This window comes from Streptomyces sp. NBC_00354, from assembly GCF_036106915.1.
In the GTDB taxonomy this organism is placed as follows: Bacteria; Actinomycetota; Actinomycetes; order Streptomycetales; family Streptomycetaceae; genus Streptomyces.
On the sequence record NZ_CP107983.1, the window covers coordinates 1,309,114 to 1,328,166 of the forward strand.

General features: G+C 72.6%; 15 protein-coding genes and 2 pseudogenes. 11 read left to right on the top strand and 6 right to left on the bottom strand.

Features of this window, described 5'->3' with window-relative positions:
* The first annotated feature begins 68 nt into the window (after window positions 1–68).
* From OHT74_RS06165 to OHT74_RS06185, 5 genes are all read left to right on the top strand, one after another.
* Window positions 69–1,265 (top strand): methyltransferase, encoded by a 1,197-nt coding sequence (locus OHT74_RS06165; protein WP_328619626.1) that lies wholly within the window; start codon window positions 69–71, stop codon window positions 1,263–1,265.
* A 52-nt stretch (window positions 1,266–1,317) separates the two neighbouring features.
* Complete coding sequence (locus tag OHT74_RS06170) at window positions 1,318–2,166, top strand: MerR family transcriptional regulator (protein ID WP_328619627.1); 849 nt, start codon at window positions 1,318–1,320, stop codon at window positions 2,164–2,166.
* 107 nt (window positions 2,167–2,273) lie between these two features.
* Window positions 2,274–2,924, top strand: coding sequence for a DUF6230 family protein (locus OHT74_RS06175; protein ID WP_389591883.1), 651 nt, complete (start codon window positions 2,274–2,276; stop codon window positions 2,922–2,924).
* Complete coding sequence (locus OHT74_RS06180; protein WP_328619628.1) at window positions 2,915–3,373, top strand: DUF6114 domain-containing protein; 459 nt, start codon at window positions 2,915–2,917, stop codon at window positions 3,371–3,373. Before OHT74_RS06175 ends, OHT74_RS06180 begins: the two co-directional genes overlap by 10 nt.
* The gene (locus OHT74_RS06185) at window positions 3,370–4,020 is read left to right on the top strand and encodes a hypothetical protein (RefSeq protein WP_328619629.1); all 651 of its coding nucleotides are present in this window, start codon (window positions 3,370–3,372) and stop codon (window positions 4,018–4,020) included. The genes OHT74_RS06180 and OHT74_RS06185 overlap by 4 nt, the downstream gene beginning before the upstream one ends.
* Before the next feature lie 91 nt (window positions 4,021–4,111).
* On the opposite strand, the gene OHT74_RS06190 is transcribed toward OHT74_RS06185, so the two are convergent.
* On the bottom strand, window positions 4,112–6,868 hold the full coding sequence (locus tag OHT74_RS06190) for a penicillin acylase family protein (RefSeq protein WP_328619630.1): 2,757 nt from the start codon (window positions 6,866–6,868) through the stop codon (window positions 4,112–4,114).
* 169 nt (window positions 6,869–7,037) lie between these two features.
* On the opposite strand from OHT74_RS06190, the gene OHT74_RS06195 reads away from it, so the two are divergent.
* On the top strand, window positions 7,038–7,355 hold the full coding sequence (locus tag OHT74_RS06195) for a DUF2087 domain-containing protein (RefSeq protein WP_266661427.1): 318 nt from the start codon (window positions 7,038–7,040) through the stop codon (window positions 7,353–7,355).
* On the opposite strand, the gene OHT74_RS06200 is transcribed toward OHT74_RS06195, so the two are convergent.
* From OHT74_RS06200 to OHT74_RS06220, 5 genes are all read right to left on the bottom strand, one after another.
* Window positions 7,327–8,757, bottom strand: coding sequence for a dihydrolipoyl dehydrogenase family protein (locus OHT74_RS06200; RefSeq protein ID WP_266672514.1), 1,431 nt, complete (start codon window positions 8,755–8,757; stop codon window positions 7,327–7,329). The genes OHT74_RS06195 and OHT74_RS06200 overlap by 29 nt on opposite strands.
* A gap of 146 nt (window positions 8,758–8,903) precedes the next feature.
* Complete coding sequence (locus tag OHT74_RS06205; RefSeq protein ID WP_266661429.1) at window positions 8,904–9,311, bottom strand: thioredoxin family protein; 408 nt, start codon at window positions 9,309–9,311, stop codon at window positions 8,904–8,906.
* 113 nt (window positions 9,312–9,424) lie between these two features.
* Entirely contained in the window at window positions 9,425–10,864 is a 1,440-nt protein-coding gene (locus OHT74_RS06210; protein WP_266661433.1) for an aldehyde dehydrogenase family protein, read from the bottom strand.
* Between the two features lie 163 nt (window positions 10,865–11,027).
* A complete protein-coding gene (locus OHT74_RS06215; protein WP_266661435.1) occupies window positions 11,028–12,245 on the bottom strand; it encodes a thiolase family protein in 1,218 nt (405 codons plus the stop codon).
* Between the two features lie 207 nt (window positions 12,246–12,452).
* Window positions 12,453–13,466 (bottom strand): LacI family DNA-binding transcriptional regulator, encoded by a 1,014-nt coding sequence (locus OHT74_RS06220; RefSeq protein WP_328619631.1) that lies wholly within the window; start codon window positions 13,464–13,466, stop codon window positions 12,453–12,455.
* A 507-nt stretch (window positions 13,467–13,973) separates the two neighbouring features.
* Between OHT74_RS06220 and OHT74_RS06225 the strand changes: the two are divergent.
* The 5 genes and pseudogenes from OHT74_RS06225 to OHT74_RS06245 form a co-directional block, all read left to right on the top strand.
* Window positions 13,974–14,210: pseudogene (locus OHT74_RS06225) on the top strand (MFS transporter); the annotation flags it as partial.
* Between the two features lie 121 nt (window positions 14,211–14,331).
* Window positions 14,332–14,559, top strand: a pseudogene (locus OHT74_RS06230) (MFS transporter); the annotation flags it as partial.
* Window positions 14,542–15,117, top strand: coding sequence for an MFS transporter (locus OHT74_RS06235; protein ID WP_443047691.1), 576 nt, complete (start codon window positions 14,542–14,544; stop codon window positions 15,115–15,117). The pseudogene OHT74_RS06230 and the gene OHT74_RS06235, both read left to right, overlap by 18 nt.
* Window positions 15,118–15,243: 126 nt before the next feature.
* Window positions 15,244–15,948 (top strand): alpha/beta fold hydrolase, encoded by a 705-nt coding sequence (locus OHT74_RS06240; RefSeq protein ID WP_328619632.1) that lies wholly within the window; start codon window positions 15,244–15,246, stop codon window positions 15,946–15,948.
* Between the two features lie 58 nt (window positions 15,949–16,006).
* Window positions 16,007–17,458, top strand: coding sequence for an amidase (locus OHT74_RS06245; RefSeq protein ID WP_328619633.1), 1,452 nt, complete (start codon window positions 16,007–16,009; stop codon window positions 17,456–17,458).
* Window positions 17,459–19,053: the final 1,595 nt, after the last annotated feature.

Consider the following 19,053-nt stretch of genomic DNA (forward strand, 5'->3'; position numbering starts at 1 on the left):
CCGTTGGCGCACCCACCGGCCCCGTGCGTGCGGGGCCGGGCGGCCGCCTCGGTTAGCCTGGGGGCACGATGAACCGTCTGACCACTCCTTTCGGCTCCTACGAGCTCACCCGCTTCCCCGAAGACCCGCGCGACCAGCTCCGCGCCTGGGACGCCGCCGACGAGTACCTGCTGCGCCACCTCGAGTCCGGCACGGGGGACCACGGCCCGGTCGACCTCGCCGGCGCCGGGCAGATCACCATCCTCGGGGACCGTTGGGGGGCGCTCACGACGGCGCTGGCCGCGTACCACCCGACGCAGATCACCGACTCCTACCTCGCCCGGGCCGGCACCGCGGCGAACCTGGACCGCGCCGGCATCGGCACCGCCAAGACCACGGTGCGGCTGCTGACCACGCAGGACGCGCCGCCCGAGCGGATCGACGTACTCCTCGTCCGGGTGCCGAAGAGCCTGGCGCTGCTCGAGGACCAGCTGTACCGGCTGGCCCCGCACGTGCACGCGGGCACCGTCATCGTGGGCACGGGCATGGTCAAGGAGATCCACACCTCCACGCTGAAGCTCTTCGAAAAGATCCTCGGCCCGACGAAGACCTCGCTCGCCGACAAGAAGGCCCGCCTGATCTTCTGCACGCCCGGCGCCACGCCGACGCGGTCCGTCGACCCGTGGCCGGTGACGTACACGCTGGACGCGGAATCGGGCTCGGGCTCCGGCCTGACCGCCGTCAACCACGCCGGGATCTTCTGCGCGGACCGGCTCGACGTCGGCACCCGCTTCTTCCTCCAGAGCATCCCGAACAACACCAACGGCGCCCGGGTCGTGGACCTCGGCTGCGGCAACGGCATCGTCGGCACGGCGGTCGCGGTCGCGGACCCCGCCGCGGAGATCGTGTTCACCGACGAGTCGTACCAGGCGGTCGCCTCGGCGAAGGCCACGTTCCGCGCCAACGTCCAGCGCGAGCGCGAGCGGGCCGACTTCCTCGTCGGCGACGGCGTGTCCATGCTGGACCCGGCCTCGGTCGACCTCGTGCTGTGCAACCCGCCGTTCCACTCCCACCAGGCGACGACGGACGCGACGGCGCTGCGCATGTTCGCGCAGTCGCGCAAGGTGCTGCGTCCGGGCGGTGAGCTGTGGGTGATCGCCAATCGCCACATGGGCTACCACACGCACCTGCGCCGCCTCTTCGGCAACAGTGAAGTCGTCGCGAGCGAGCCGAAGTTCGTCGTACTGCGGGCGGTCAAGCAGGAGATGCGGCCGCGCCCCATGTGACCTGCCGGTATACCCGTCGGTACGGCGCGCGGTACGTCCTACACTCGGCCGCGTGAGCAGCCTGGTGCGACAAGACGACACGGACGACGGTACGGACGACCGTGCGGGCGGCGGTGCGGGAGGCGGAGCGGGCGACCGTGCGGGCAACGGTCCCAGCGGCGAGCGCTACCGCCGGGAGGACCTGGCCCGCGCGGCCGGCGTCAAGGTGCGCAACCTGCGCTACTACCAGGAGCGCGGACTGCTCCCGGCGCCGCGCCGCGAGGGCCGCATCGCCTGGTACTCCGCGGACCACCTGACCCGGCTGCGGCTGATCAGCGATCTACTCGGGCGCGGGTACACCGTCAACGGGATCGCCGAGCTGTTGCACGCCTGGGAGGCGGGCGGCGGCCTGTCCCAACTCCTGGGCCTGGAGCGGGCGATGACCCGGGACTGGGTCCAGGAGGAGCCGGTCACCATGACCCTGGCCGAACTGCGCGAGCTGTTCGGCCCGTCCGCGACGGCCGAGGACACCAGGCGGGCCTCCGAGCTGGGTTACGTACGGATCGAGGGCGACCGGGTCACGCACCGGAGCCGGCGGCTGCTGGAGGCGACGCTCACGCTCGTACGGCAGGGCGTGCCCCTGGCGGAGATCCTCGATGCGGGGGACTTCGTACAGACACAGGCGGCCGCGCTCGCCGACCGGTTCGTCGGACTGTTCCGGCGGCATGTGATCGGCCCGGACGGGCTGGAGCAGCTTTCGGCCAGCCAACTGGATCACATCTCGGATGCGGCGGCGGCGCTGCGTCCGGTGGCGGGCGAGGTCGTGGCCGCGGAATTCGCCCGGGCGATGGCCCGGCGGATGGAGGCGGAGGTCGCCGAACTGCTGCGCAAGGATGCAGAAGAAGCGGTAACCGATCAGTAGGAGTCGGCCGAAAAGGCACGGTCGAACAACCTTGCCAACCCCCATTGGCACTCTTACATTCAACTCGTCGGTAACAACGGTGCACAGCCGAAATAAGGGACGATCTCATGGCAGATTCCCCCAACTTATCGGATTCCTCCGCCCCGCCCGGCAGAAACGACGAGGGAGGCGGCCGCGTCCGCTGGCGCCGCTTCGCCGTCCTGACCGTCCCCGCCATCGCCGTGACCGCGGGCCTCGGCATCGCCCTCGCGCAGGGCGCGCTCGCCGCCTCCTTCGCCGTGTCGGGCCAGCAGTTCAAGGTGTCGGCGACGAGCCTGGAGGGCGAGGGCTTCGCCCAGTACGGCAGCATCGACGTCAACGCCCGTGAGGAGCTCATCCCGGTGGCGGTCACCGCCATCAAGGAGGCCAAGCTCCACAGCCTCTGCCAGTCGGTGGTGACCACGCTCCCGGTCGTCGGCGACATCTCGCTCAACCTCACCGCGGGCAAGAAGACCCCCGTCGAGGCCAGCAACCTGTTCGTCGACGCCACCCAGCTCTCCGGCAACGCCGTCTTCACCAACATCGAGATCGGCCGCGACGCCTCGACCCTCGACAAGGGACCGACGGAAGCCGTGGGCATGCAGGACCTGTTCGCCCAGCAGGCGGACACCGTCAGCATCACCGATCTGCAGCAGACGGCCTGGGCCACGAACGCGGGCACCTTCAAGCTCTCCGGGCTCAGCATGAACATCAGCAAGGGCAAGAAGGAATGCTTCTGAGCCGCTGGCGGCGGTGGCGGCGGGGCAGGCCGTTCTGGGGAGGGCTCTTCGCCATCCTCGCCGGGGCCGAGATCTGCGCCCTGCCGCTGGCACCGCTGAAGGTGATGCTCCAGCAGGGCATCGCGGGCATCCCGTCCGTCCTGATGGGCATCGTCATGATCGTGCTCGGCCTCACTGCCTGGTTCTCGCCCGCACAGCGGAGCCTCGCCGGTGTCCTCACCACGCTCATCGCGACCGCCGCGCTCGTCCTGTCGAACCTCGGCGGGTTCCTGATCGGCACCCTGCTCGGGATCCTCGGCGGCGGGCTGATGTTCGCCTGGCAGCCGAACGCCGCGGCACGCCACTCGCCCGAAGAACGGTCCCCCGAACTGCAGTCCCCCGTACCCCCGCAGTCCCCCACCCCAACCGGCACCACTGCGCACCCTGATCCCCAAGGAGCACAGCCATGAGCCGCACGCGTACCGCGCTCGCCCTCGGGTTGGCCGCCGCCGGAGCGCTGTCGGTGGCCTCGGTCACCGCCACAGCCGCGCCCTCACCCCTGGCCGGATCGACCACCGTCACCCCGGCCGGACACTCCTTCAAGGCCACCCTCAGCGGGAAGGCCACCCTCAAGGCCGGTTCGGTCACGGTGACTTGTACGGTCTCCGTCTCCACCGGCACGGTCCCGGCCGCCCCCGGGAACCAGAACGCCGCCGGGCCCGTCTCGTCGCCGATCTCGCCCCCGACGTACAGCTCCTGCACGTCCAGCATCTGGGGTGTGACTCCGACGGTCACCACCAGCGGCTCCTGGTCGGTGTCGATGCAGGACGGCTCCCCGGTCACCGCCACCATGACCGTCCCGGTGGGCGGGCTCGTCGTACAGACGTCCGGCCTGGCCACCTGCACGGTCACCGCGGCCCCGACCGCCCCGGCGAACGTCGCCGGGACCTGGGCGAACGGCGCCCCGCCGAGCCTGACCTTCACCAACGCCTCCGTGCCGGTCACGGTCACCGGCGGGTTCGGCTGCCCGACCAGCGCGACCTCGTCCGTCTTCAACGCCGTGTACAAGGTCACCGACACGACCGACCCGGCGCAGCAGATCACCGTCGGCCCCTGACGGGCGACGGCAGCCCGCGCACGAGGAGGCCCGCCGGCCCGGATCGCTCCGGGGCCGGCGGGCCTTTCGCACGCAACGGGCCCACGGGGCCTCAGCGGTGCGCCGGGAACTCCACCACCTGCTGGTACGTGGGCCGGTTCTGCCAGTTGATCTGCGGATGGCTCAGCCCGCCCACCGGACGCTGCACGATCGAGTCCGCGCACCACTGGTTCCCGGCCGCGCAGGTCCCGTCGGCCGGGTACACCGACGCCGGGGTGGCGGCGGCCGCCTGCTTGAGGGTGGCCGCCATCGCGTCGCGGCACGCGGACAGCGAGCCACCGCCGCAGTACGCCTTGGCCAGCGGACCGGCGACCGGGCGCCCGAGCACCGTACGCAGGTCCTTGTCCGCGTAGCTCCACCAGCCGTACTGGAACGCCGACCCGGCGTGCGAACCGGTGGGCCCATGGCCCGCGTTGGGCGCCTCGTCGACGGAGAGGGAGGCGCGCAGGGCGTCGTACAGCGGCGCCCCGAGCCCCGGTTCGAACTCGGCCTCGATCAGCAGCGGCCACCAGGCGTCCATGATCCGGATGGCATCGGCGTGCGCGTACGCCTTCGAGCCCTGCGCGGTCTCCTTGCGCTCGGTCCCCGCCGCCTGCCACGCGGCCAGTTTGTCCATGGCGGCGGTCACCGCCGGATCGGTGACCGGCCGGCTGCGCAGCACCGCGAGCAGCTCGGGCAGCAGGTTCTCGGCCCGCAGGTCGGTGACGGCCGCGTCCGCCATGGCCTGGGTGAGCTTGGCCCGCGTGACCCCGCCGGCGGCGACGAGCGGCTTGACCCGCTGGTCGAGGAGATCGCCGCGGTGCACCGAGCCCATGCCGAAGCCGGCCGCGCTGTAGCCCTCGGCCTGCCTGTTGTTCCAACTGATGTAGTAGTCCTGCCCGATGGACTGCGGGTGTTCGGCGGGCGGCGTGTAGGCGGCGGTGTTGGCCACCGGGTCGAAGCCCTGCCACTCGTACTGCTGCCGGGCGTGCACGGGGAGGGCAGCGTCGACTCCTGCCGGGCGGACCGGGTTCAACCCGCTGTTGTAGTACGCCGCTTCACGCGCGTCGGCGTAGAACCAGTTGAAGGCGTAGCCGATGTGCTGGGCGGCCTGCTGGAACGTATGGGCGTCCTTGACGTACGAGGGGTCGTTCAGCATCTGGAAGCCGATGATCGAGTCGGCCTCGTGGCGGTACGTGGAGCGCAGCGCGGTGTAGGCCACGGGCTTGCCCGCGACGGTGGCGCGGTGGGTGACGATGCCGTAGTTCGTCCGCCAGACCTGCATCCGGTACGAGCCGTTCGGCGTCGGGTCGGCCACCGAGCTCTTCCAGGCGTTGGTGCGCTCCAGCTTCTCCATGGGGGTGCAGGTGCCGCGGTAGAGGTACGAGGCGCTGGCCGTGGTCGGGGCCCCGCCGCCGGGCTCGCACAACTCGACGGCGAAGGTGTCGGTGATGTCCTGTCCGGCGGAGGTGGCGCTCCAGGCGTAGTCCTGGCCGCGGCCGAGCTGGACGTACATGCTCACGCCGGCGAAGGACGCGCCGCGGGCGCTGATGCCGGGGCCCTGGAGCTCCTGGAGCATGAGGAGCTGGGGCGCGAGGTAGCCGGTCTGCGGCCCGAAGACGGCGACGGGATGGCCGCTCGCGGTCTTCGACCCAGAGACGAGCAGGGCGTTGGACATGCTCTGTTTGACCGGCTTCGGCGGGTCGGCGGCGGCTGCCGTGGCCGCAGCGCCCGTACGGTCGTGGACCAGCTGCTCGGCGGTGACCGAGCCGGGGTCCGGGAGCGCGGTGCCCTGCGGGTTCGCGGGTTTCTGCGCGTAGGGGAAGCTCGTGCCGTCGTGGACGGTGAGCACGGCCTCGGGGTCGTTGCGCTCGCGGAAGGACTCCCAGACGCGGGTGCCCTCCTCGAGGCCGTACTTCTGCTGCGCGGAGAGCAGGGAGAGCGCGGCCTGTACCTCGCCGCCGCCACCGCCACCGAACAGGCCGCCGACGACGGAGGCGAGGGCGATCAGGTCGGTGACCTTGAAGGGCTGTATCTCACCGGCGTTGGTGATCGAGTCGATGTGTCCGGTGAGGACGTACTCGCCGGGGAAGTAGCGGCCGTTCTTGGACTGGACGCGGTAGGCGTTGATCCCGTCGACGTACGCCTGCGCGTCCTCCATCGCGAGGCGGCCGCGGTCGCCCTCGGTGGTGCGGATCCGGTCCACCTGGGCCTGGAGATCGGCCTCGGTGTACGGGGCCTGCGGCCAGAACTGCTGCTCCAGGCCCTGGTTGGCGAGGGCGCCGCCGGCGAACGGGGTCAGGTCGCCGCGGCCGACGTGGCGGAAGAGGTCCATCTGCCAGAGCCGGTCCTGGGCGGCGGCGAAGCCCGCGCCGAAGGAAGTGCCGTAGCGGGTGGTGCCCTTGATGTGGGGGACGCCGGTCTTCTTGTCGCGGGTGATGGTGACGTCGGAGCGCGGGCTGGAGGTCGACTCGACCTGGTCGGCGGGGACGCCGAAGGAGGCGTCGTTGAAGAAGTCGTTGACCTTGGCGTCGGTGAGACCGGGGTATCCGGCCACCAGCGAGTCGTAGCGGGCCAGTTGGTCGGAGGCGTGGGCGGGCATCGTGCCGAACGCCTTGTGCAGGAGGATCTGGGCGAGGGTCGCGTTGCCGTTCTGTCCGGGCGGCAGGATGTCCGCACACTGGCCGCCGCAGTGGTCGGCGACGGGGAGCGGCACGGGCACGTCGGCGCCGGCGGCGGCCGCGGGTGCGAGCGGGGAGAGCAGGGCGGCGCCGAGGGCGATCACCCCGGCGGCGACGGCAGTTCTCAGGCGAGCGGTGGGACGTCGCATACGTGCTCCTCCGTGGGGGGCAGGAACCGGTCACGGGGGAGGGTACTGGCGGGAACTACCGCTCAGTAAGATGAATGACCGTCACTTTTCAGTTGGCGTCGGGACGGCGTCGGCGTCGAGGGTATAAATCCGTTGCCGGAACTGCGGGGTGTCGGACAGGCTCGCTGCCATGTCTCAGACTGCGATGTCCCAGAACGCGCGCCATATCGCCGACCTCTTCTCCGGCGGCCGGCTCACCGCGATCCCGCGCAAGGCCGCGCGCCGCGAGCAGTTGCTCGCCCACCTCGCCGAAACCCTCTTCGCGGAGGACCGGGAGTACACCGAGCCCGAGGTGAACGACGCCCTGCGCACCGTGCACGAGGACTGCTCGGCGCTGCGGCGCTACCTGATCACCTCGGGCCTGCTGACCCGCACCCGGGACGGCAGCAGCTACCGCCGGGCCGGCGTCGTGGACCCGGCTATCCCCGGTACGTCTCCAGCAGCCTGAGCCAGATCTCGCTGATCGTCGGGAACGCCGGGACCGCGTGCCACAGCCGGTCGATCGGGACTTCCCCCGCGACCGCGACCGTGGCCGCGTGCACGAGCTCGGCCGCGCCCGGGCCGACGAAGGTGACCCCGAGGAGCACCTCCCGGTCCAGGTCGACGACCATCCGGGCCCGCCCGCGGTACCCGTCGGCGTACAGGCCCGCGCCCGAGACCTTGCCCAGGTCGTAGTCGACGGCACGCACCCGGTGGCCGGCCCGCTCGGCCTCGGCGAGGGTGAGGCCCACCGCCGACGCCTCCGGGTCGGTGAACACCGCCTGCGGCAGGGCCTGCGTATCGGCGGTCGCCGCGTGCGCGCCCCAGCGGCCGGTGTCGAGCTCGGTACTGCCCGTCGCGCGGGCAGCGATCGCGGCGCCCGCGATCCGGCCCTGGTACTTGCCCTGGTGGGTCAGCAGCGCGCGGTGGTTCACATCGCCGACGGCGTACAGCCAGTCATGGCCCCGGACCCGGCAGCTGTCGTCGACCGGAATCCAGTCGCCGGGCGTCAGCCCGACGGTCTCCAGCCCGATGTCCTCGGTGCGCGGCGAGCGGCCGGTCGCCATCAGCAGCTCGTCGCCCTCCAGGCTCTCCCCGCCCTCCAGTACGACCTGGACCGGCCCGGTCGAGCCGTTCCGTACGACCGCCTCGACGGAGACGCCCGTACGGACCACCGCGCCGGCCTCGCGCAGCGCCTCGGCGACCAGTTCTCCGGCGAAGGGCTCCATCCGCGGCAGCAGTCCGGAGCCGCGGACCAGGACCGTGACCTGTGAGCCGAGGGCCTGCCAGGCCGTGGCCATCTCGGCGGCCACCACCGAGCCGCCCACGATCAGCAGCCGGCCCGGCGCCTGCTGGGCGGAGGTGGCCTCGCGGCTGGTCCACGGCCGCGCCCCGGCGAGCCCGGGCACGTCCGGGACCATGGCTCGGGTACCGGTGGCGACGACCACCGCGTGCCGGGCGGCGAGCACGTGGTGCTCCCCCTCGGGGCTGGTGACGGCCACCTTGCGGACGCCGTACAGGCGCCCGTGGCCCCGGTAGAGGTGGACGCCGATCGAGTCGATCCACTCGACCTGGCCGTCGTCCTTCCAGCTGCCGGTCCAGTAGTCGCGGTGCGCGAGCACGGCCGCCGTATCGAGCGGCCCGCCCACGGAGCCCGCGAGGCCGGGCACCCGGCGGGCGTCGGCCCTTGCCAGCGCCGGGCGCAGCAGCGCCTTGCTCGGGACACAGGCCCAGTACGAGCACTCCCCGCCGACGAGTTCGGCCTCCACGAGTGCCGTGGTCAGCCCGGCGGCGCGGGTCCGATCCACGATGTTCTCGCCGGCCGGTCCTCCCCCGAGCACCACGACGTCGTACTCCACCGCTTCCGACACAGTCACCTTCCGGGGCTCCAGGGGCTCATGTGCCTGTCACCTTACGTGGGGACCGCGGGAGACGCGGGAAACGCGCGGCGGCGCGCCCCCGCGAACGGTCGGCGGCCGCGAATCGGCCGGTCGGTGGCCGGTCGGCGGGCCGGAGCTCAGGCCTCCGCCGTGCCGCCGTCGCCGTCCTTGCCGTCCTTGCCGTCCTGCTGTGACGCGGCGATCTTCGCGCGCACCTCGTCCATGTCCAGCGCCCGCGCCTGCCCGATGAGATCCGTCAGCGCGGCCTCGGGCAGTGCGCCGGGCTGCGCGAAGATCGCCACCTGGTCCCGGACGATCATCAGCGTCGGGATCGAGGTGATCTGGAAGGCGGCGGCCAGCTCCTGCTGCGCCTCCGTGTCCACCTTGGCGAAGACCAGGTCGGGGTGGGCCTCGGAGGCCTTCTCGTAGACCGGGGCGAACTGCAGGCACGGCCGGCACCAGCCCGCCCAGAAGTCGATCAGCACGAACGGGTTCTCGCTGACCGTCTGGTCGAAGTTGTCCTTGGTGAGCTCGACAGTAGCCACGGCTTCCAGACCTCCTGAGTGGTTCGTATGCACCTTGAACGATCGGCCGGCCCCGAGCATTCCGCCCGTGGGGCCCGGGCCCCACGGGCGGCGGGTCCCGTGCCCGCGGCGCCTCAGAAGGGGTGCCCCGCCGGGGTCGAGCGGACCGTGGTCCAGCGCAGCTCCGTGAACGCGTCCAGGTTCGCCTCGCCGCCGAACCGGGCTCCGGTGCCGCTGGCGCCGACCCCGCCGAAGGGGGCCACCGCCTCGTCGTTCACCGTCTGGTCGTTGACGTGCGCGATCCCGGTCGGGATCCGCCCCGCCAGCTCGAGCCCACGCGCCGCGTCCCGGGTCACGATCCCGAGGGAAAGGCCGTACGGGCCGGCCGAAGCCAGGGCGACCGCCTCCTCCTCCGTCCCGAAGGACCGTACGGGCGCCACCGGGCCGAAGACCTCCTCCGCGTAGGCGGGGGTGTCGTCCGCGACGCCGGCCAGCACGGTCGGCCGGTAGAACAGCCCCTCGTGCGTTCCCCCGGCGACGAGCTTCGCGCCCTGCTCCGTACTGGCCTCGACCAGGCCGTGGACCCGCTCCAGCTGGCCGCGGTCGATCAGCGGGCCCAGGTGCACCCGGTCGCGGTACGGGTCCCCCACCGCCAGCGCCTCGGCGCGCGCGGCGAGCCGCTCGACGTACTCGTCGTACAGCGAGGCGTGGACGAGGTGCCGGCCGGCCGTCATGCAGATCTGGCCCTGGTGGAAGAACGAGCCCCACGAAGCCTGCGCGACAGCGGCCTCGACATCGGCGTCCTCGAGGACGACGAGGGCGGAGTTCCCACCCAACTCCAGGTGTGCCCGCTTGAGATGACGACCCGCCAGCTCGCCGACGACCCGCCCGACGGCCGTGGACCCGGTGAACGACACCACCCGCACCAGCGGGTCGGCGACCACCGCGGCCCCGGTCTCGGCGCCCCCGGGCAGCACGTGCAGCAGCCCGCCCGGCAGCCCGGCTGCGGCGAACACGGCGGCGAGCGCGAGGCCGCCGCACACGGCGGTCCGCCGGTCCGGCTTGAGCAGCACCGCGTTGCCGAGGGCGAGGGCCGGGGCGACCGAGCGGATCGCCAGGATCAGCGGGGCGTTGAACGGGGCCACCACGCCCACCACCCCGGCCGGGACCCGGCGGGTGAAAGAGAGCCGCGGCGCCTCGCTCGGCAGCACCTGCCCGGCCGGACGGGAGGCCAGCGCGGCGGCCTCGTAGCACTCCTGGGCGGCGACGTGCAGCTCGAAGTCGGCCTTGCCGGGTATGGAGCCGGACTCCCGCACCAGCCAGTCCCGCAGCTCCCCGGCGTGGGCGGCGAACAGGTCGCCGGCCCGGCGCAGGACGGCGGCCCGCTCCATGTGGGTGGCCCGCGCCCAGTCCTCCTGGGCGGCCCGGGCCCGTACGGCGGCCTCCGAAACATCGGCGGGGGCAGCCAGCTCGACGGTGGCGAGGGTAAGGCCGGTGGCGGGTTCGACGACCGGGGCGGCGCCGCCGGTGAGGGTCGGTCCGTCCTGCCAGAGCGTCGGTTCGAGGAGCGGCATGGCGCGGGGCCTCCGGTGGGGATGGGCGGGGCGGGGGGCGGCAGCACGCGCCATCGTGCCAGACCGGAGGCACCACATCTGTTCAGTTATTGGGCAGTTGACGGGCCGCCGTGACCGGAAACGATCGACGGCCGGGCCGCGTACGCGAGTTCAGGGCGGGCGTTCAGCGCTCCAGGACCAGCGCGATGCCCTGCCCGACCCCGATGCACAGCGTCGCCATACCGGTGCCCGAGCCGGCCACGGCCAACTGGTGCGCCACCGAGCCGGCCAGCCGCGCCCCGGACGCACCGAGCGGGTGGCCGATCGCAATGGCACCGCCGCGCGGGTTGAGCACGGCCGGGTCCAGCTCCGGCCAGGCCGCGAGGCAGCCCAACGCCTGTGCCGCGAAAGCCTCGTTGAGCTCAAGGGTGGTCAGGTCGGCCAGGCTGCGGCCCGCCTTGGCGAGCGCCCGCTGCACGGCGTCGACCGGGCCCAGGCCGAAGAACTGCGGCTCGATGCCCGTGGCCGCGGAGGCGCTGATCCGGGCGAGCGGCTCCCGGCCGGTGGCCGCCAGCCCCTCCTCGTCCGTCAGCAGCAGTGCCGCCGCGCCGTCGTTGAGCGGAGAGGCGTTGGCAGCCGTCACCGTACCCGTGCCGTCCGTCCGGAAGGCCGGCTTCAGGCGGGCCAGCGCCTCGGGCGTGGAGCCCTCGCGGATGCATTCGTCGCGTACGAGGTCCACCCCGGGGTACGGGACGACCTCGTCGTCGTACAGTCCGGCGGCCCAGGCGGCCGCGGCCTTGCGGTGGCTCTCCAGGGCGAAGAGGTCCTGGGCCTCGCGGGTGATGCCGTGCTTCTCCGCGATGAGTTCGGCGCCCTCGCCGAGCGAGCCCGTCCACTCCGCGGGCATGCGCGGGTTCGTCATCCGCCAGCCGAGGGTGGTGGACCACATCTGCTGGTGGCCGGCCGGGAAGCCCCGTTCCGGCTTCTGCACCACCCAGGGGGCGCGGCTCATCGACTCCACGCCGCCCGCGATGGCGACGGAGGCATCGCCCAGTGCGATCGCCCGGGCGGCCTGGATCACCGCTTCGAGACCCGAACCGCAGAGCCGGTTGACGGTGACCCCGGGGACGGACACCGGCAGCCCGGCGAGCAGCACGGCCATCCGGGCCACGTCCCGGTTGTCCTCGCCCGCACCGTTGGCGTCGCCGAAGACGACGTCGTCGATCCGCGCGGGGTCGAGGTCGGGCGTACGGTCCACCAGCGCCCGCACGACGTGCGCGGCGAGGTCGTCCGGGCGGACCCCGGCGTAGGCGCCGCCGAACTTGCCGATCGGGGTGCGGACGGCGTCGACGACGTACACGTCGCGGACACTGCGTCCGTCGCGGGCGGTGCGGATGCTCATCGCGGCTCTCCTGGGCGGATCCGTACGGGCGACGCCGGGGCGGTGCCGGGGTCGGCACCCGGTACGGCGCCGGGCGCGCCCGGTGGGGCGCGCCCGCAGTCTCCGTCCGCAGGTCACCGCCTGTCAACGGCCCCCTGCCGGCCATGCCCGGACGGCCTCGGCCGGCCGGGGGCAGACCGCCACGGGCGCGCGGTCACGGGCCTGCCGTCAGGTCGACTCGCGGTGGACGGCCACGGCGGCGATCAGGTCGTGCCGCTGCGTGATCTCGGACGGCTCGCGCACTGCCTGGTCCACCAGCGCGGCCAGGTGGTCCCCGGTGGGCAGCTCGATCTGCACCGTACTCAGCCGGGGCCGCAGCAGCCGGCCGATGAGCAGGTCGTCCGCGCCCATGACCGCGACGTCCTCGGGGACCCGCAGATCCTCGTCGAGCAGGGCGCGCATCAGCAGCATCGCGTACTCGTCGTTGTACGCGAACACCGCGTCCAGGCCGAGGGAGCGCCACCGGGCGGCCAGGGCGGCGGCCGACTCCTCCGAGTAGGCCATCGAGAGGGGCTCGATCGCGGCGGCTCCGATCGAGCGGGCACCCTCCAGCCGGGGCGTGGAGAAGAGCTCCAGCCCCGCCTCCTCGGGGACGACGACGCCGATCCGCCGGTGGCCCCGCTCGACGAGGTGGGCGGCGGCCCGCGCGCCGACCTCGCGCTGGTCCATGACGAGGGCGTGGGCCCCGGGGACGCCGACCGGGCCCATCGTTATCACCGCGCGGGCGCCGGCCCGTTTGAGCGTGGCCACGTTGTGCGCGGACAGGGCGATCTCGCCGAGCGAGATCACCGCGACCGGGCGCAGCTCGGCCCAGGCGCGGGCGGCCTCGTCGCCGCTGAGGCCGAGGCTGCCGTACTGGACCACGGTGTAGTCGAGGCGGCGCAGTGACCACTGGAGCTCGTTGAGGAAGGCGCTGTAGAGCGGGCCGATCGGCACGTGCGAGGTGGGCAGCAGCACGATCCGGGTGTGCCCGGCGCGCAGGCTGCGTGCGGCGGCGTGCGGCACGTACCCGAGTTCCTCGGCGGCCTGGCGGACCTTGCGGCGGGTCGGTTCGCTGATGCGTACGGCTTCCGCGTTGTTCAGGACGTACGAGACCGTCGCGCGCGACACACCGGCGAGCCGGGCCACGTCGGCGCTGGTCGGCACGGGGGCCGGCTTCGGCGATTTCGATGACTGTGACATTGCCGTGGCATCTTTCCAGACCGATTGCGACCGGGGGCTAGCGGATGGCCGGAAACGAATGCTACACAGTGGTTACACGATTCATTGACACGTGTAACCCGAGCGTCACATCCCGTTCCCCGGGGCAGCGCAGCACGTGTCCGACCGTGTCCCGCCGTGCCGTCGCCCTGTCGTGTTCCGTCGCACCCCCGCCGTCACGACAGGGCGGCGCGCACCCTCCCCGCACTCCCTCCGAGTCCTCCTCCACGCCCCCTCCCAGTGCCTCCCTGCGCCCCTCCTCCGTACCTCTCACCCCACTCCCGCCCCGTTTCCGCCCTGCCCTCACCCACCCTCACCCACCCTCATCCGCCCGAAGAACCCGCCCAGGAGGGCACCGTGGCCCTTTCCTCTCCCGGCGCCGGCACCGCCGGAGCCACCCCCGACGACGCGTCCGCCGCACCCGCCGCCACCGCCCCACGCGGTCCCGGACGCGGCCTGTTCCCGTTGCTTCTCGTCGGCAACAGCGCGATGTACGCCCTCTACATCGGCGTCGCCGGTGTCCTGCTCGCCCTGCAGGTCGAAGACATCGACCCGGCGAACAAGGTCTCCAACTTCGGCCTGATCGCGGGGGTCTCGGCGATCTTCGCCACGGTCTTCAACCCGGTCGCCGGCGCACTGTCCGACCGCAGCGGACGGCGCAATCCCTGGATCCTCGGCGGCGGACTCGCCGCCGTACCGGCGATGCTCCTGCTCGGCTTCGCCGACACGATCCTGCTGATCACGATCGCCTGGTGCCTCGGCCAGGCCGTCATGAACGTCTACCAGGCCGCCATCACCTCCGTGGTCCCCCGACCGGGTCCCGAAGTCCGCCCGCGGCAAGGCCTCCGCGGCCGTCGGCCTCGGCCTGCCCTTCGGCTCCACCCTGGGCGCACTGCTCGGCGCGGCGTTCTCGGAGGACTACCGCACCGGGTACCTCGTGTTCGGCGCGATCGTGGCGGGCGCCGCGGTCCTGTTCACCGCCTGCACGCGCGAGGAGCGGCTCCCGGCGCGCGCCCCGTTGCCCGTCAGAGCGCAGCTCGCCGCCTTCACCGGAGCCCTGCGGGACCACGACTTCCGGTGGGCCTTCATCGGGCGGGCGCTGCTGGTCCTCGGGTACTTCGCGGTCAGCGGCTACCAGCTGTACATCCTCCAGGACCACACGGTGCTGCCCGACGGCATGGAGCCGGAGGCCGCGGTGGCGGTGCTGATGCCGCTGACCAGCGTGGCGATGGTCGTCGCCACGGTCCTCGGCGGTTACCTCTCCGACCGGTTCGACCGCCGCAAGCTCTTCGTGGGCGCCTCCGCACTGCTGTCGGCCGTCGCGCTCGTGATCCCGGCCGTGTCGACCAGCTGGACGGCGATGCTGGCCTTCGCGGCCGTCAACGGACTCGCCTTCGGCTGCTATATGGCCGTGGACACGGCGCTGGTGACGATGGTGCTCCCGAAGGCGGAGGACGCGGCCCGCGACATGGGCGTGCTCAACATCGCCAACGCGGGACCGCAAATCATCGCGCCGTTCATCGCCTCGGTGATCGTCTCGCTGAGCGGCGACTACACCGCCCTGTTCGTCCTCGCGGCCGTCCTGTCGGTGGCGGGCGCCCTTGCGGTGAAGCCGATCCGCAGCGTGCGGTGAGGGTCCGGGGGGACTGCCGCTTCGATTCCGGGGATCTCCCCCACTCCTCCCGCTTCCCCCGCTCCCCCTCCGGCTCTTCCCTCGAACGCTTTTGCCGTGCGTCCCGTTCCCGAGAAAGGCATCACCGTGCAACTTCACACCCACACCTGGGGCGAGGGCGACCGCGTCGCCCTCCTGATCCACGGCATGATGGCCGACCACCGGACCTGGCGCCGGGTGGGTCCCGCACTCGCCGGGCGCGGCTACCGCGTCATCGCCGTGGACCTGCGGGGCCACGGCGCCAGCGGGCGCGGCGAGTACACCCCGGAGCTCTTCGCGGACGACGTGGCCGAGACCCTGCCGACCGGCGCCGACCTCGCCATAGGCCACTCGCTGGGCGGGCTGGCCCTCTCCCTGGCCGCGGACCGGCTGAAGCCGAAGCGGGCGGTGTTCTCCGACCCGGCCTGGCATCTGGCCAGCCCGGCCGAGGGCATGGGTCCGGAGGTGTTCGCGCAGTTCAAGTCCGCGCCCAGGGAGCAGATCCGGGCGATGAACCCGCGCTGGGAGGAGGCGGACGTCGATGCCGAGCTGGAAACCCTGGCCCTGTGGGACGAGTCGACGGCGCTGAGCCTGGCGTCGCTGTTCGGTGCGGACCTGCTGCCGGCGGCGCCGGTGGTTCCCTCGCTCGTACAGCTCGCCGACCCGAGCTTCCTCATCTCCCCGGAGCGGGCCGCCCTCCTCGAGGAGCGCGGTTTCGAGGTGCGCTCGGTCGCCGGCGCCGGACACACCATCCACCGGGACGACTTCGACGGCTTCATGGCCTCGCTGGAAGGCTGGGTCCAACCGCTCTAGCCACCCTCGGCCCCTCCCCGTTACCGTCGGTCCTACCGAGCGGTAACGGGGAGGTCCGATGTCGGTGACGTCAGGTACGAAGGCTTCAACTGTCTCTTCTGCTGTCTCTTCTGTCTCTTCTGTCTGTTCCGGTCTGGTGGACACGGCGAAGGCACTCGCCGAAGGAGGCGTCTCCGCACGCCGGTTGACCGAGGAGGCCCTCGAGCGGATCGCGGCCGCGCAGCCCGAGCTCAACGCCTTCCGGATCGTACGGACCGAGGCCGCGCTCGCCGAGGCGGACGCGGCCGACCGGCGGCTGGCGGCCGGTGAGCGGCTCCCGCTGCTCGGCGTACCGGTCGCCGTCAAGGACGACATGGACGTGGCCGGGGAGCCGACCGCGTTCGGCTGCCCCGGGGAGTTCCCTCCGAAGACCGCCGACAGCGAGGCCGTACGGAGGCTGCGCGCGGCCGGCGCGATCATCGTCGGCAAGACCCAGACGCCGGAGCTGGGGCAGTGGCCCTTCACCGAGGGCCCGGCGTTCGGCGAGACCCGCAACCCGTGGAACCCGGCCTACACGCCCGGCGGTTCCTCCGGCGGCTCGGCGGCCGCCGTGGCCGCGGGACTGGTCCCGGCGGCGCTCGGGTCCGACGGGGCGGGTTCGGTACGGATCCCCGCGGCCTGGACCCATCTGGTGGGGATCAAGCCGCAGCGGGGACGCATCTCCACCTGGCCGGAGCCGGAGTCGTTCCACGGGCTGACGGTCAACGGCGTACTGGCCCGCACCGTCGCCGACGCGGCGCTCCTGCTGGACGCCGCGAGCGGCCAGCACCCCGGGGACCGGCACCACCCGGCACCCGTCTCGGCGGTCGAGGCCACCCGCCGCACCCCGCGCCGGCTGCGCATCGCCCTGTCGTTCGGGATGGCCTTCACGGCGACGCCGAAGTCCCTTGATCCGGAGGTCCGTTCGGCCGTGGAGCGACTGGCCGGGCGGCTCGAGGCACTGGGCCACGAGGTGGTCCCGGAGGACCCGCGCTACGGGCAGATCGGCCTGGCCTTCGTCCCCCGTGCGACCCGGGGCGTACGGGACTGGGCGTCCCGCGTGCCGGATCCCGATCTGCTGGACCCGCGCACGCACGAGGCGATGCGCACGGGCGGCATCCTGGGCGGGCTGCCGCTACGGGTGTCCCGCCGGGCGGAAGTGCTGCTGCGGCGGCGGATCGGGGAGATCTTCGGCCGGTTCGACGTGGTCCTGACCCCGACGACGGCCACTCCGCCGCTCCGGATCGGGGCCCTGTCCGGACTCGGGGCGATGGCCACTGACCGGGCGATGATCGCGGCCTGCCCGTACGCCTGGACGTGGAACGTCCTGGGCTGGCCGGGGGTCAACATCCCGGCGGGCCTCACGGCCGACGGCCTCCCGCTGGGAGCCCAACTCCTGGGCCCGGAGGGAGCGGAACCGGTGTTGCTGGGGCTGGCTGCGCAGGCGGAGGCGGCGGAGGCCTGGACGCAGAGGTGGCCGGGCGGGGGGTGAGGGGGCGGGATCGGGGCGGGGCGGGCGGGGGTCGGGCGGGATCGGTGCGCTCGGCGCCGGAAGCGTCGGCCGGGACGCCGGGGCGGGGTCGGCCTGTCGGCGTCGGACCAGCTGACCGGGGGGCAGGAGCGAGGACCGTCGAAGCGGTACGGGAGGAGCCGATCGGGACGCCAGGGGCGGGGTTCGCACGCCCGGCGTCGGGTGAGCTGTTCGCGAGCCAAGAGCGAGCTTTGTGCACTCGGTGTCGGGAGAGCCGATCGGGACGCAGGGGGCGGGGTCTGTCGACTCGGTGTCGGAGTGGGTCCGGGGGCGTCCCGTCAGTCCACTGTCCTTCCGGTGCGTGCCGGGCCGTCAAGGGCGCTCCTTCGTCGCGTCGCTTCGCGATGGCCTTCGGCCACCCTTGACTGCCCGGCCCACCCCGGAAAGACAACAGACTGCCGGGAAGCCCCCGAAGGATGGCCGGGGGGTTCATGTTCCGATGAGGGCCCATCAGAGATGCCGAGCAGGGGCCCCTGTCCATCCGGAGTCCGTTCACCAGGACCACCGAGCCGGGGCGGTGATTGGGCCGCGGGGAGGGGAGGGCCCCCTGAAGGGCCCATAGGAAGCCCTTTCCGGTTCCGGGCAGGGTCAAGCCGCACCCGGCAGCGATGAGATGACGCTGCGGTGCCGGTTGGGCGGTGGACGCATCGAATCGCTACGCGCTCCTCCCTGCTTGGCGTCCGCAGCCGGTCTTTGGCTGGGCATAGGCCGCCCACGACCGGCACGGGGCGGCCGGGCATGCGACTGCGAGTTGTTTGTCCCGTTTTGGCGCCCAGTTGGGAGCTGAATGGGTGCCTGCCGTAGTGAGGGGTTGAGAAATCCGGCATCAGGCTCCCTCTCGCCCTCTTTTCGCCCCAAACAGCGTGCAGACGCCCGAAAGGCCGCCCATGGGGGGCGTCTGGGCGGCCTATGTCCGGCCCCAGACGGCCGTCGGCCGCCTCGCAGAGAGAAGCGCGTAGCGATCTGGGGCGTCCGCGGGCCCGCCCCTACCGGCATGGGCATCTGGCCGCTGTCTGGTGCAGGTTGACCCTTCCCGGAACCGGAAAGGCTTCATCTGGGCCCTTCAGGGGGCCTCCCCCTCCCCGCGGCCCCATCACCGGCCCGGATCGGTGCTCCTGGTGGGCTGGGTCCGGATGGACAGAGGCCGCCGGGCGGCATCTCTGATCTGGGCTGATCGGAACCCTGAACCCCCCGGCCATCCTTCGGGGGCTTCCCGGCAGTCTGTTGTCTTTCCGGGGCGGGTCGGTCGGTCAAGGGTGGCCGTAGGCCATCGCGTAGCGACGCGACGACGAAGGAGGAGCGCCCTTGAGGGACCGGCACGACACGGAAGGACAGTGGACTGACGGGAAGCCCCCGGACACACACCGACACCGAGTCGACAGACCCCGCCCCGGATGTCCCGGCCAGCCGTTCCGTCGCCGCGTACACGAACCCCGCCCAGACATGCCGACCGGTGCTTCCAACCCCGCCCAGGGCCTCCCGACCCACGCTCCCGACCAACCCCTCCACCCTCGACCCAGCAACCCCACCTCACCCCCACCCGCCCCCACCCCACC